This is a genomic window from Nonomuraea sp. GTA35, assembly GCF_041950525.1.
Taxonomy (GTDB): domain Bacteria; phylum Actinomycetota; class Actinomycetes; order Streptosporangiales; family Streptosporangiaceae; genus Nonomuraea.
The window spans coordinates 314,704-327,431 of the sequence record NZ_JBGNUV010000007.1 but is presented as its reverse complement, the minus strand read 5'-3'; the positions used below and the strand labels follow the sequence as shown (position 1 = coordinate 327,431).

General features: G+C 72.8%; 13 protein-coding genes. 9 read left to right on the top strand and 4 right to left on the bottom strand.

From position 1 onward, the window contains the following. The 5 genes from pcaH to ACBJ32_RS30840 all read left to right on the top strand — a co-directional run bounded on the left by pcaH (position 1) and on the right by ACBJ32_RS30840 (position 4,574). On the top strand, positions 1 to 741 hold the full coding sequence (pcaH, locus tag ACBJ32_RS30860; protein ID WP_375129688.1) for a protocatechuate 3,4-dioxygenase subunit beta: 741 nt from the start codon (positions 1 to 3) through the stop codon (positions 739 to 741). Continuing rightward, positions 738 to 1,262, top strand: coding sequence for a protocatechuate 3,4-dioxygenase subunit alpha (gene pcaG / locus ACBJ32_RS30855; RefSeq protein ID WP_375129687.1), 525 nt, complete (start codon positions 738 to 740; stop codon positions 1,260 to 1,262). Before pcaH ends, pcaG begins: the two co-directional genes overlap by 4 nt. Continuing rightward, positions 1,249 to 2,646, top strand: a complete 1,398-nt coding sequence (pcaB, locus tag ACBJ32_RS30850) for a 3-carboxy-cis,cis-muconate cycloisomerase (RefSeq protein ID WP_375129686.1) — start codon at positions 1,249 to 1,251, stop codon at positions 2,644 to 2,646. Before pcaG ends, pcaB begins: the two co-directional genes overlap by 14 nt. Then, a complete protein-coding gene (pcaC, locus tag ACBJ32_RS30845) occupies positions 2,646 to 3,740 on the top strand; it encodes a 4-carboxymuconolactone decarboxylase (RefSeq protein ID WP_375129685.1) in 1,095 nt (364 codons plus the stop codon). Before pcaB ends, pcaC begins: the two co-directional genes overlap by 1 nt. A 174-nt stretch (positions 3,741 to 3,914) precedes the next feature. Continuing rightward, positions 3,915 to 4,574: a TetR family transcriptional regulator gene (locus ACBJ32_RS30840; RefSeq protein ID WP_375129684.1), complete on the top strand. Its 660-nt coding sequence runs from the start codon at positions 3,915 to 3,917 to the stop codon at positions 4,572 to 4,574. Here ACBJ32_RS30840 and ACBJ32_RS30835 read toward each other — a convergent pair. Both ACBJ32_RS30835 and ACBJ32_RS30830 read right to left on the bottom strand, forming a co-directional pair. After that, on the bottom strand, positions 4,571 to 5,686 hold the full coding sequence (locus ACBJ32_RS30835) for an acyltransferase family protein (RefSeq protein ID WP_375129683.1): 1,116 nt from the start codon (positions 5,684 to 5,686) through the stop codon (positions 4,571 to 4,573). The two genes, ACBJ32_RS30840 and ACBJ32_RS30835, sit on opposite strands and share 4 nt — an antisense overlap. Before the next feature lie 135 nt (positions 5,687 to 5,821). Continuing rightward, on the bottom strand, positions 5,822 to 6,394 hold the full coding sequence (locus ACBJ32_RS30830) for a TetR family transcriptional regulator (protein WP_375129682.1): 573 nt from the start codon (positions 6,392 to 6,394) through the stop codon (positions 5,822 to 5,824). A gap of 51 nt (positions 6,395 to 6,445) precedes the next feature. Here ACBJ32_RS30830 and ACBJ32_RS30825 point away from each other — a divergent pair, with 51 nt between their 5' ends. The 4 genes from ACBJ32_RS30825 (at position 6,446) to ACBJ32_RS30810 (ending at position 10,889) form a co-directional block, all read left to right on the top strand. Continuing rightward, positions 6,446 to 7,351 carry an SDR family NAD(P)-dependent oxidoreductase gene (locus ACBJ32_RS30825; protein ID WP_375129681.1) on the top strand — a complete coding sequence of 302 codons (906 nt, stop codon included), beginning with the start codon at positions 6,446 to 6,448 and terminating at the stop codon, positions 7,349 to 7,351. Between the two features lie 150 nt (positions 7,352 to 7,501). Further along, positions 7,502 to 8,047 carry a hypothetical protein gene (locus tag ACBJ32_RS30820; RefSeq protein ID WP_375129680.1) on the top strand — a complete coding sequence of 182 codons (546 nt, stop codon included), beginning with the start codon at positions 7,502 to 7,504 and terminating at the stop codon, positions 8,045 to 8,047. A 268-nt stretch (positions 8,048 to 8,315) separates the two neighbouring features. Then, positions 8,316 to 9,146: a hypothetical protein gene (locus ACBJ32_RS30815; protein WP_375129679.1), complete on the top strand. Its 831-nt coding sequence runs from the start codon at positions 8,316 to 8,318 to the stop codon at positions 9,144 to 9,146. 159 nt (positions 9,147 to 9,305) lie between these two features. Then, positions 9,306 to 10,889, top strand: a complete 1,584-nt coding sequence (locus ACBJ32_RS30810; RefSeq protein WP_375129678.1) for an ABC-F family ATP-binding cassette domain-containing protein — start codon at positions 9,306 to 9,308, stop codon at positions 10,887 to 10,889. A gap of 18 nt (positions 10,890 to 10,907) precedes the next feature. On the opposite strand, the gene ACBJ32_RS30805 is transcribed toward ACBJ32_RS30810, so the two are convergent. Then, on the bottom strand, positions 10,908 to 11,783 hold the full coding sequence (locus tag ACBJ32_RS30805; RefSeq protein ID WP_375129677.1) for a carbohydrate ABC transporter permease: 876 nt from the start codon (positions 11,781 to 11,783) through the stop codon (positions 10,908 to 10,910). Continuing rightward, positions 11,780 to 12,718, bottom strand: a complete 939-nt coding sequence (locus ACBJ32_RS30800; RefSeq protein ID WP_375129676.1) for a carbohydrate ABC transporter permease — start codon at positions 12,716 to 12,718, stop codon at positions 11,780 to 11,782. The genes ACBJ32_RS30805 and ACBJ32_RS30800 overlap by 4 nt, the downstream gene beginning before the upstream one ends. Positions 12,719 to 12,728: the final 10 nt, after the last annotated feature.

Genomic DNA, 12,728 nt, shown 5'->3' with positions numbered 1-12,728 from the left:
ATGTCCGAACCTCTCAAGCAGGCCGACATCGATCAGGAGATCGCGGCCCGCGCCGGCGAGCAGGGCGATCATCCCGCCCGCGACTACGCCCCCTACCGCAGCACCCTGCTCCGCCACCCCAAGCAGCCGCTGGTCGCGATCAAGGATCCGGAGGCGGCGGAGCTGGCGGGGCCGGTGTTCGGCGCCAGCGACGTGACGCCGTTCGACAACGACCTCACCAAGCAGCACCTGGGGGAGCCGCTGGGCGAGCGGATCACGGTGCGCGGGCGCGTGCTCGACCGCCAGGGCCGCCCCGTGCGCGGGCAGCTGGTCGAGGTCTGGCAGGCCAACTCCTCCGGACGCTACCTGCACCAGCGTGACGACCACCCCGCGCCGCTCGACCCCAACTTCTCCGGCGTGGGCCGCTGCCTGACCGACGACGACGGCAACTACCTCTTCACCACGATCAAGCCCGGCCCGTACCCGTGGCGCAACCACCTCAACGCCTGGCGCCCGGCGCACATCCACTTCTCGCTCTTCGGCACGGCCTTCACGCAACGGCTGGTCACCCAGATGTACTTCCCGGGCGACCCGCTGTTCCCGTACGACCCGATCATGCAGTCGGTCACCGACGAGCGCGCCAGGCAGCGGCTGGTCGCCGACTACGTGCACGACCTGTCCGAGCCGGAGTTCTCGCTCGGCTACCGGTGGGACATCGTGCTCGACGGGCCCACCGCGACCTGGATGGAGGAAGGCCGTTGAACCCCACCCCTTCGCAGACCGTCGGCCCGTTCTACGGGTACGCGTTGCCGTTCCCCGGGGGCGGCGACCTGGCGTCCGGCGGGATCGCCGTCCACGGGTACGTCTACGACGGCGCCGGTGACCCCGTGCCGGACGCGCTGCTGGAGTTCTGGCAGGCCGACGAGCACGGCTCCCTGGCCGGGGCGCCCGGCACGATGCGCCGCGACCCCACGAACGGCGCCATCCTCGGGCGCGACGGCGTGCGCTTCACCGGCTTCGGGCGCGTGGCCACCGACCTGGACGGGCACTGGGCGTTGCGCACGGTCGTGCCGGGGAACGGGTACATCAGCGTGTGCGTCTTCGCCCGCGGCCTGCTGCACCACCTGTACACGCGCATCTACCTCGGGCAGGACGCCTTCCTCGACTCGCTCCCGCCGGAGCGGCGGCAGACGCTGGTGGCGGCCGAGGAGCGCGACGGGGTTCACCGGTTCGACATCCATCTGCAGGGCGAGAAGGAGACGGTCTTCCTTGACTTCGGCTGATCCCGAGCCGCAGTCCGACAGCACGGCTGCCACGAGCGGCACGGCGAACGCCGGCGGGGCACCGGCTGCGGGTGTGGCGCCCGCCGGTGGGCCGCCGTCCCCGCAGGCCGATCTGGGGTTGTTGTCCCCGATGCGGGGCGCCGCCGAGGCCACCGGTGACGTCGCCGTGCTGCAGGCCATGCTGGACGCCGAGGCCGCCCTGACCCGCGCCCAGGCGGCCCTCGGCCTGGTACCGGCCGAGGCGGCGGAGGCGGTGTCGGCCGCCGCCCGCGCGGACGCGTTCAGCCTGCCGGACCTCGTGGCGCGGGCCCGCTCCGGCGGGAACCCGGTCATCCCGCTGGTACGGGACCTGCGCGAGGCGGCCGGACCCCATGGCGAGCACGTCCACCGGGGCGCGACCAGCCAGGACATCGTCGACACCGCCCTCATGCTCGTCGCCCGGCGCACGCTGGGCCCGGTCCTCGCCGACCTCGGCCGGGTGATCGGCGGGCTCACCGCGCTGGCGGCGACGCACCGTGACACCCCGATGGCCGCCAGGACGCTCACGCAGCAGGCCGTGCCTACGACGTTCGGGCTCAAGGCGGCGGGCTGGCGCGAGCTGGCCGCCGCCGCCCGCACCCGCCTCGCCGCCGCCCGCGAAGCGCTCCCGGCCCAGCTCGGCGGCGCGGCCGGAACCTTGGCCGCCTTCCAACCGGCCCCGGCTCGCGGCGCAGAGGAGGCAGCCCCTGCCGGCGACGCGCCGGGGGAGGCCACTGCCGGCGGTGGAGCGGTCGAGGAGGCGGTTGCGGTGGCGCTGCGCCTGCCCGGGCGGTTCGCCGCCGAGCTGGGGCTGGCCGAGCCGGTGCTGCCCTGGCACGTCCTGCGCACGCCCGTCGCCGACCTGGCCGGGGCGCTGGCGTTCACCGCCGGGGCGCTGGGCAAGGTGGCGGCCGACGTGCTGGTGCTGTCGCGTACCGAGATCGGGGAGCTGTCCGAGGGCGTCGGCGGCGGGTCGTCGTCGATGCCGCACAAGCACAACCCGGTCCGGGCCACGATGATCGCCGCCGCCGCCCGCCAGGTGCCGCCGCTCGCAGCCATCCTGTACGGCTCGCTCGCCGCGGAGGACGAGCGCCCGTCCGGCGCCTGGCACGCCGAATGGCAGCCGTTGCGCGAGGCCCTGCGCCTGGTGGCGGGCGCCGCCCGCGACGCCGCCGAGCTGATCACGGACCTGCGCGTGCACCCGGACCGCATGCGCGCCAACCTGTCCGTCCCCGGCGCTCCCGGCCCCGCCCCGGCCCTCGTGGACCGCGCCCTCGATCACCGCCAGGACGCGGACCGTCCCCTCGATCACCGCGAGGACGCGGACCGCGCCCTCGGCCATCACCAAGACAAGGCACCGCACTGATGCTGCTGCACTACCGGCTGGACGGCCCCGAGCAGGGGCAGCCGCTCATCCTCGCCCCCTCACTCGGCACCTCCACCCGCCTGTGGGACCCCCAGATCCCCGCCCTGGCCCGCACGTTCAGGGTGCTCAGGTTCGACCTGCCCGGCCACGGCCACTCGCCCACGCTCCGGGCGAAAACCCTGGACGACCTGGCCGCCCTGGTCCTGGACGTGGCGAACGCCGAGGGCCTGGACACCTTCCACTACGCGGGCGTCTCGATCGGCGGCGCCATCGGTGCCACCCTGGCGGCCCGCCACCCCGGACGGCTGCGCTCCCTGGCCATGATCTGCTCCAGCGCCAGGTTCGGCGACCCGGAGCCGTGGCACGAGAGGGCGAAGCTGGTCCGCGAGCAGGGCACCGCGCCACTGCTGGAGGCCACCGCCCGCCGCTGGTTCGCGCAGACCCCCGACCAGGCGCTGCTGGACGACCTGGCCGCCACCGACCCGGCCGGGTACGCCGCCTGCTGCGACGCCCTGGCGGCCTACGACCTGCGCGCCGGCCTCGCGAACATCACCGTCCCCACCCTCGTCGTGGCCGGACGTGAGGACCCGGCGACACCTCCGGCCCACGCCAGGCAGCTGGCCGACGGCATCCCGGGCGCCACGCTCGTCGAGCTGCCCGGCGCCGCGCACCTGGCCCCCGCCGACCAGCCGGAGCGCGTCACCCAGGCCCTGCTGGCCCACCTGCCGGCCCTGCCCGGCATGCAGGTGCGGCGCGAGGTGCTCGGTGACGCCCACGTGGACCGCGCCGTGGCCCGTACCACGCCCTTCACCAGGGACTTCCAGGACCTCATCACGCGCTACGCCTGGGGCGAGATCTGGACCCGTCCCGGCCTCGACCGCCGCACCCGCAGCTGCATCACGCTCACCGCGCTCGTCGCCCGCGGGCACCTCGACGAGCTGGCCATGCACGTACGCGCCGCGCTCCGCAACGGGCTCACCCCGGACGAGATCGGCGAGGTCCTGCTGCAGAGCGCCGTCTACTGCGGGGTCCCCGCGGCCAACGCCGCGTTCGCCGTGGCCCAGCGCGTCCTCACCGAGGAGAACCACTCGTGACCATCGCCCGCGACGCGGACCTGTAGCGCGTCCGGGGCGCTGTGCGCGGGGCGGCCCGGCGGGCGATGGAGGCGTTCACCGACATCCGCTGGATCACGCTCGCCACCCAGCAGGCGCACCATCCCTTCTGAGCGCCGTCGCCGTACAGCTGGCGGGCCAGCCTATGATGAGCCAATGACCTCGCCCCCCGCCACCACCGAACGCCAGCGGGACGCCGACCGTACCAGAGCGGAGATCCTCGAGGTCGCCCAGCGCGAGTTCGCCCGCTACGGCTACGCGGGGGCGCGCGTGGACGAGATCGCGGCCCGCATGCGCACGACCAAGCGCATGATCTACTACTACTTCGGCAGCAAGGAGCGGCTCTACATCGCCGTGCTGGAGAAGGCGTACGCCGAGGTGCGCGAGGTCGAGCGGACGGTCGACGTCGAGCACCTCGCGCCGGTCGAGGCCATCCGCACGCTGGCCGAGCTGACCTTCGACCACCACGACGCGCACCGCGAGTTCATCCAGCTCGTCGCGATCGAGAACATCCACCAGGCCGAGCACATCCGCAAGTCCGAGGTCCTGGGCAATCTCGGCACGCCGGTGCTCGACCTGATCTCCCGCATCCTCGACGCGGGGCAGGAGTCGGGCGACTTCGTCACCGAGGCCGACGCCATCGACGTGCACATGATGATCAGCGCGTTCTGCTTCTTCCGGGTGGCGAACCAGCACACGTTCGGGGCGTTGTTCGGGCGCGACATGACCGCGGCCGAGCACCGGGACCGGCAGCGGCGGATGGTCGGGGAGATGATCGTCGGATACCTGTGCGGCAGGGGCGCGCCCCGCCCCTAGCCTGCCCTTCCGATCAGGCGCTTGCCCAGCCGCTGGCCCGGCAGCTCGATCAGGCGGTAGGTCAGGGCGCTGAGCGGGATCAGGGCGAGGAAGAACAGCGGCAGATCCGGCAGCACGTGCAGCAGGATCGGGTGCAGCAGGTAGACGGAGAAGCTGATCAGCCCGAGCCACGGCAGCCAGCGCGGGAACGACCGGCCGCGCAGCGCGTACGCCAGCCCGAACGCCGCGAACGCCAGCACGATCGCCGGCGCCCAGGCGGGATCGTCCTTGGCCGGGATCCCACAGCCCAGCACGACCGCCAGCGTGACCCCCGCGGCCCGCCACGAGATCGTCCCCTGCTCGGCCCGGTACACCGCCGTCCCGGCGAACATCGTGGCCAGGATGATCATCCCCTGCCAGGTGCCGCCCCGGCTGCCCAGCACCACCAGCGCCAGGCCGAGCAGCCCGCCCGCGATCGCCGCCACCGTGCGCGCCCTCTCGGACGCCAGCACGCTCACCGCGATCGCCGCGACCACCGCCAGCCCGAGCAGCGCGGCGACCAGGTCGGCCCGGCCGCCGATCGTCGCCTTGGGCAGCAGCAGGCCCAGCGGCACGGCCGCCGGCGCCAGGCTGAGCGCGATCCCCGCCGACCTGTGTGCCTGCCGCACCGCGAACAGGGCCACGCTCATCAGGTAGAACGCCATCTCGTACGAGAGCGTCCAGGTCACGTTGATCAGCGCGGGGAGGTTGAGCAGCTCCTGGAGCATCGTCACGTTCCCGAGCGCGACCACCGGCCACGGGCGCTCGCCGAGCCCCGGCGGTAAGGGCAGCGGGCCTGCCGCGGCGAGGAGCAGCGCCAGGCAGCAGGCGGCCAGGAGCAGCGGGAGGAGGCGGAAGGCGCGGCCGGTCCAGAAGGCGCGCAGGTCGCCGCGCCGTTCCAGGGAGGCGGGGATGATGTAGCCGCTGACCAGGAAGAACACGAACACGCCCCACGAGCCGAGATCGATGCGGCGATCGACCTCGGCCCAGACGCCCGGGACGAACGTCCAGCCGGCGTGGTGCATGGTGACGGCCAGCGCTGCCGGTCCCCGCAGGGCGTCCAGCCAGGCCAGCCGGGCGGGGGCCGGGAACATCTGCCGCAGTCTAGGCCATAAGGGACAAAAGCCAATTCGTCCCTGCCCAACCCGAGCGGCACCCGCTCACCTGCCCGCCCTGACGCCTGCCTGTCCACCCGCCCGGCCGGCGCGTCCGTTGGCGGGATGAGGTGGTCAGGTGCCGGCGCAGGACGGGCGGAGGCGGGTGAAGGCCGTGTCGACGAGTCGCATGTGGTCGCCGTCCGAGCCCGTCCGGAGCCACTCGCGGGAGGCGCAGTCGACGGCGGCGCCCGCAGCGGCGGTCAGGAGATCGACGGTGAAGGGGTCCAGGCCGGTGCGGGCCGCCAGGGACTCGGCGATGCGCGAGCGTACCTCCTCGCGCTTGTGCTGGAAGCGGGCCCGCAGCGAGGGCGTCCGCTCGATCAGCCGCAGCGTGGCCCGGCTCTCGGCGTCGATGCGCGCGACCCACTCCCGCAGCACCGCGTGCAGCGAGTCCCAGGGGCGCTCGTCCGCCGGCCGGGCGGCGAGCTGCTCGGCGATGTCGTCGCCCATCACCTGGACGCCGCCGAACACGGCGTCCTCCTTCGCCGGGAAGTAACGGAAGAAGCTGCGCTTGGACACCCCGGCGGCGCGGGCGATGTCGTCGACCGTGACCTCGTCGAAGCCCCGCTCCGTGAACAGCTCCAGCGCCACCGCGGCGAGCTCGGCCTGTACGGCCCGCCGCGCCCGCTCTCTCAACCCAGCCATGCGTCCGAGTGTATCGCTAGGCATATAGTGTCGTTCATGGCATCTAATGACATGAATGGCAGAGTGGCGCTCATCACCGGCAGCACGGGCGGGATCGGCATGGAGACCGCCCGCGGCCTGGCCGGGCGCGGAGCCTCGGTGATCCTCGTCGGGCTCGACCCGGCGCGGGGCCTGCGGGCCGCGCGGGACATCAGGAGCAGCGCCGGGCACGACCGGGTCCACGCCGTCTCCGCCGACGTCACGCGGCTCGACGGCCTGCGCCGCCTGGCCGCGGCGGTCGGCGAGCGCCACGACCGCCTCGACGTGCTGGTCAACAACGTCGGCGTGAACCTGCCGGCCCGCGAGCTGACCGCCGACGGCGTGGAGAAGATGTTCGCCGCGCACGTGCTGGCCCCGTTCACGCTCACCCACCTCCTCCTGCCGCAGCTGCGACGCGCCCCCGCCGCCCGCGTGGTCAACCTCACCGGCGGCATCCCCGGCGGCCCCATCGACCGCGGCGACCTCCAGGGCGAACGCCGCTACATCGGGTGGACGTTCAGCCACTACAACCACACCAAGACCATGACGATGGCGATGACCCACCGCCTGGCCGAGCGGCTGCGCGGCTCCGGCGTGACGGCGAACGTGGTCTACCCGGGGCACGGCTACACGCCGATGAACCGGTCCACACCGATCAGGGCGTTCCCGATCGTCTACCGGCCGATCGCGCCGCTGGTGCTGAAGGTCGTCGCGCCGCTGTTCCTGTCCGATCTCGCCAGGTCCGCCCGATCCAGCGTGTACGCGGCCACGAGCGCCGAGCTGGAAGGCGTGAGCGGCGCGTACGTCGACGACAAGTGCCGCAGGAAGCCGCTGCCCGCCTCGGCGCTCGACCCCGGCAACCAGGAGGCGGTCTGGGAACTGTGCGTCAGGCTGAGCGCGCCCGTGCTGCAGGCGGCGGGAGAGTCGTCCTCGGCCTGACGCGCCGGCAGGAGCTCCGCCAGGCGGGCCGGCGCCGCGCGGTACCCGCCGGTCGCCCGCCCCTGGCCCGGCGCATCACCAATCCGGTATCGGATCAGAGCCTCTTTAATCTATCTTTACCGTGACCATGCGTCACGAAGGAGATGTTCTGTGAAGAGGCTTCTCGAAGGAACCGCCATGCGCGCCGGTGTCGTGGCCGCGGTCGCGCTGGCGGGCGGGCTGCTGACCTCGTCCCCGGCCGGCGCCACCACCGTGACCGGTGGCAGCGTCGCCACGACGGTGACGCTCACGGCCGACTCGGCCGCGCTGGCCCGCCCGCGCAACGGCACGATCCTCTACGACCGCATCAGCGGCGGCCAGGGGAGGCTGAAGATCAAGAACGGCCTCTCGCAGGACGGCGTCGTCGCCCTGGTCAGGGGCAAGACCAAGGCGATCAGCATCTACGTGCGCGCCAAGTCCACGGCCACCATCAACGACGTCAGGGACGGCACGTACCGGATCTACTTCACCACCGGCACCCGCTTCAGCAAGTCGAAGGGCAGGTTCACGCGGAACGCCGTCTACCAGCGCTTCAACGAGAAGCTGACGTACCGGACCACCGCCACCCGGATCCCCGGCTGGTCGCTGACCCTCAACCCGGTCAGGGGCGGCAACGCCAGGACGACCTCGGTCAACCCGAAGGACTTCCCGGCCTGATCCGCTGAGGTGCCCCGGCCGGGCGGCTACGCGCGGTCGCGGTCCTGCATCACCGTCGGCGACGGCGTCCGCGACGCCGTCGCCGACGCGGGGCACCAGGCCGGCGTTCGTCGCCACGCCGCCCAGCGTGCGGCTCAGGCCCGGCGGGATGTCGCGGCGGACCTGCGGGGCGGGCCGGTCGTGCGGCCTGATGGCCGGTCCGGCTTGACGGACGATCTTAGATGCACCAGATTGTTCGCGTCTTTCCGGACCGTTCCCAAGGAAACCAATGAAGCGAACCATCGTCGGTGTCGCCGTGGTCGCGGGCATGGCGCAGCTCACCGCCGTGCCGGCGCAGGCCGCCTCCGCCTCCGACCCGGTCAAGGCGCTCCAGGCCGAGTTAGCGCCCGGCAGAGCCGTCAACCTGCGGGCGACCGCCAAGATCACCTACCCGGGCGACCGGGTCGTCACCTCCACCGTGGACGGCACGGTCGGGCTCGGCTCGCGCGGCCCGGTGGCCTCCGACCTGGGCCAGACCGTCCAGTACAGCGACAAGCTGCTGCGCGAGATGAGAAGGACCAGCCCCAAGGAGACCGAGGGCCTGCAGGCGGGCCCCGTCCGGCTGATCTCCTCGGGCAGCGTGAGCTACGTCTCCGGCCCGGTGGTCGAGCAGGCGCTGATGATCGCGGACGCGAGCCACGTGCGCTACGGCGGCGTCAAGCAGCCGCCGAGCAACCTGCTCGTCGAGGTCCTCGACCCGGCCACGCTCAAGGCCCTCGTGGCCGCCCGTACCTCCTGGAAGGACGGGATACTCAAGGGCGCCATCAAGCCCGCCAAGCTCGCCGCCGCCTCCGCCCCGTTCGCCTCGCGGTACGGCACGCGGTTCAAGAGCGGCAAGATCTCCTACGCGCTGTACTTCGGTGAGAAGGGCCTGGTGCGGCGGGTCGCGGTCAAGGCGACCCTGCCCGTGTCCAAGACCACGGTCCAGGTCGAGTCGGACACCCGCTTCACCGACTGGGGCCGCGAGGTCAGCGTGAACCTGCCGCTGCGGGGCGACGTGATCGACCGCGCGGAGGTCAAGGACGAGGTGCCCGCCGGCGTTCCCGGGATCTGGAACTAGCCGCCCAGCACGGCATCCCGCGCCGGCCTGATTAATCGGTGGCAGGCCGGCGCGACGCCCTCCTACACTGGGCCCCATGTCTACGCCCCGGACTTCTTAGCCAGGACACCAGCTTCCACGCCACCCTTGTGTCCTTGAGCTGTTCCGGAGCGTATTTCCATGCTTACCTTTCGTGGTGTCGAGCTGCGTGCCGGCGCCCGTCTCCTGATGTCCGGCGTCACCGCCCACGTCGCCCCCGGCGACCGCGTCGGCCTGGTCGGCCGTAACGGCGCCGGCAAGACCACCCTCATGAAGGCCCTCGCCGGCGGGCTCCAGCCCGCCGCCGGCGACATCGTGCGCAGCGGCCCCGTCGGCTACCTGCCGCAGGACCCGTCCGCCGCCGACCCCGGCCTCTCCGTCCTCGACCGCGTCCTGTCCGCCCGCGGCCTGGACCGGGCGCTGCGCGACCTGCGGGCCGCGGAGACGGCGCTCGCCGAGTCGGGCGACGAGCGGTCGATGAACCGCTACGCCAGGGCCGAGGCCGAGTTCCAGGCCCGCGGCGGGTACGCGGCCGAGGCGGAGGCCGCCCGCGTCGCCGCCGGGCTCGGCCTGCCCGACCGGGCGCTCGACCAGCCGCTCGGCACCCTGTCCGGCGGGCAGCGGCGGCGCGTCGAGCTGGCCAGGGTGCTGTTCGCCGAGCCGGGCGTCATGCTGCTCGACGAGCCGACCAACCACCTGGACGGCGACTCCGTCGCCTGGCTGCGCTCGTTCCTGCTCGGGTACTCCGGCGGCCTCGTCGTGATCAGCCATGACACCGAGCTGCTCGCGGACGTGGTCAACCGCGTCTGGCACGTGGCGGACGGCACGCTGGAGGTGCACAACACCGGCTGGCGCACCTACCTGGCCGACCGCGAGTCCGACGACCGGCGCAGGGCCCGGCTGCGCGCCGCCGCGGAGCGCAAGGCCGCCGCGCTGCACGCCCAGGCCGACCGCATGCGCTACAGGTCCGCCACCGCCGTCCGCGCCCGGGACATGGCCCGGCGGGCCGACCGCATGCTCGCCGAGACCCGCCCGGTCCGCCGCGCGGGCAAGGTGGCGCGCATCCGGCTGCCCGAGCCGGCGCCCAGCGGGCGCACGCCGCTCGGCGCGATCAGCCTGACCAAGTCGTACGGCGGCCTGCCCGTGCTGACCGGCGTGGACCTGGCCATCGACCGGGGCAGCAGGCTCGTGGTGCTCGGGCTCAACGGCGCGGGCAAGACCACGCTGCTGCGGTTGCTGGCCGGGCACGAGCGGCCCGACTCGGGGCGCGTCGTGGCCGGGCACGGGCTGCGGCTCGGCTACTTCGCCCAGGAGCACGACACCCTCGACCCGGCCACCACCGTCGGCGGCCACCTGGCCTCAGCCGCCCCGCAGCTCACCGACGGCGAGGCCAGGGCGGTGCTCGGGTCGTTCCTGTTCGGCGGGGACGACGTGGACAAACCGGTCGGCGTGCTGTCGGGCGGGGAGAAGACCAGGCTGGCGCTGGCCGGGCTGGTCAGCTCCCGGGCCAACGTGCTGCTGCTCGACGAGCCGACCAACAACCTCGACCCCGCCTCCAAGGCGGAGGTGCTGGCGGCCGTGGAGGCGTACCAGGGGGCGATGGTCATGGTCACGCACGACCAGGAGGCCGTGGAGGCGCTGCGGCCCGAGCGGGTGCTGCTGCTGCCCGACGGGGCCGAGGACCTGTGGCACGACGGCTACGCCGACCTGGTCACCCTCGCCTGAGCGGCTCGCCGGCGGCGCCTACTTCACGGCGCCGCCGGTGATGCCGGAGATGATCCTGCGCTGCGCGACGGCGAAGACGACCAGCAGCGGCAGGCTCATCAGGATGATGTAGGCGAAGATCAGGTGCCAGTTGTTGAGGTACAGCCCGGCGTTGGCCACCTGGAACAGGTTCAGCGGCAACGTGTCCAGCCGCCCCCCGACCACGAAGAACGCGTAGAAGACGTCGTTCCAGACGTACAGGCAGATGAGGATGGTCGCGGTGGCCAGCACCGGCCGCAGCAGCGGCAGGATCACCGAGAAGAACACCCGCACGGGCCCGGCGCCGTCCATGCGGGCCGCCTCCTCCAGCGACAGCGGCACCGTACGCACGAAGCCCGTCACGAAGAAGATCACCGTGGACAGGTAGATGCCGACGTAGACCCCGATCATGCCGGCGGGGCTGCCCGCCAGGCCGAGCTGCCGCAGCAGGAGCACGATGGTGACCACGGCGGGCGGCAGCACGATCCCGCTGATGGCCAGCGCGTACAGCACCGCGTTCAGCCGCGACGCGCGGCGGGCCAGGATCCACGACGCCATCGAGCCGAACGTGAGCACCAGCACCACCGACGGCGCGACCACCAGCAGGCTGCCCAGGAACGCCATGGGCACCTCGCCCTGCTGCCACACCTGCGCCAGGTTCTCCCACAACCGCCACTCGGCGGGCGGCGACAGGTTCGGCGACAGGGCCTCGCCCTGCGACTTGGCGGCCGTGACGACGACCAGCCACAACGGCACCCCCATGACGGGGACGACCAGCGCGACCACCGCGAACGGGCGCAGCCGGGCGGCCAGACCCCGCGCCACCGGAGACGGGGCACGGCGGCGGGCGGTGGAACCGAAGGCGGGGACCGTCACAGGATCTCCTCCCTTCTGCGCAGCACGCGGATGACGGGGAAGGCCAGCAGCGCGACCATGAGGAACAACACCAGGCTCATGGCCGTGGCCTGGGCGAACAGGCCCTGGCCGAAGGTGCGGTAGATGAAGATGTTCAGGATCTCGGTGCTGCGGGCGGGGCCGCCGCCGGTCAGCGCCTGCACGATGTCGAAACCGTTCATCGAGCCGAGCAGCGCCGTGGCCACGTTGAAGGTGACGGCCGGGGCCAGCAGCGGGAACCGGATCGCCCAGAACGCCTGCCACGGCGTGGCGCCGTCGATGCGGGCGGCCTCGGTCACGTCCTCGGGGACCGTCTTGAGCCCCGCCAGGTAGATGAGCATCGACAGGCCCATCCACTTCCAGGCGTGGATGACCGCGGCCAGCACCAGCGTCCACGTCGTGCTGCCCAGCCAGGCGACGTCCACCTGCTGCCCGGACAGCGCCGAGAGCAGGTCGTTGAGGCTGCCGTCCGGCTTGAGCAGGGCCTGGAAGACGTAGCCGACGGCCAGCGCCGACATCAGCACCGGGACGAGGAAGGCCAGGCGGGCGGCGCGGTTGAGCCAGGTGTCCTTCTCCAGCAGCACGGCCAGGCCGAAGCCGAACAGGTTCTGGAACAGCGCCACCAGCGCGGCGTAGATCACCGTGATGCGCAGCGCGCTGAAGAGCGTGCCGTCCGACAGCAGGTTGGCGAAGTTGTCGAAGCCCGCGGGACGGATCTCGCTCTTGAAGCTGGACCAGTCGGTGAAGGCGTAGACGAAGTTGAACACGGTCGGCAGGAAGAAGAAGACGAACAGGATCGCGAACGCCGGCAGGAGGAACCACATGGGGTGCGTCCGGCCGCGCGCGACGGTGCTTGCCGGCTTGGCCGCCGGCGCCCGCCGGGCGGCTCTGCCGGGGCGGGCGAGCGTCTGCTGCACGGGTGACTCC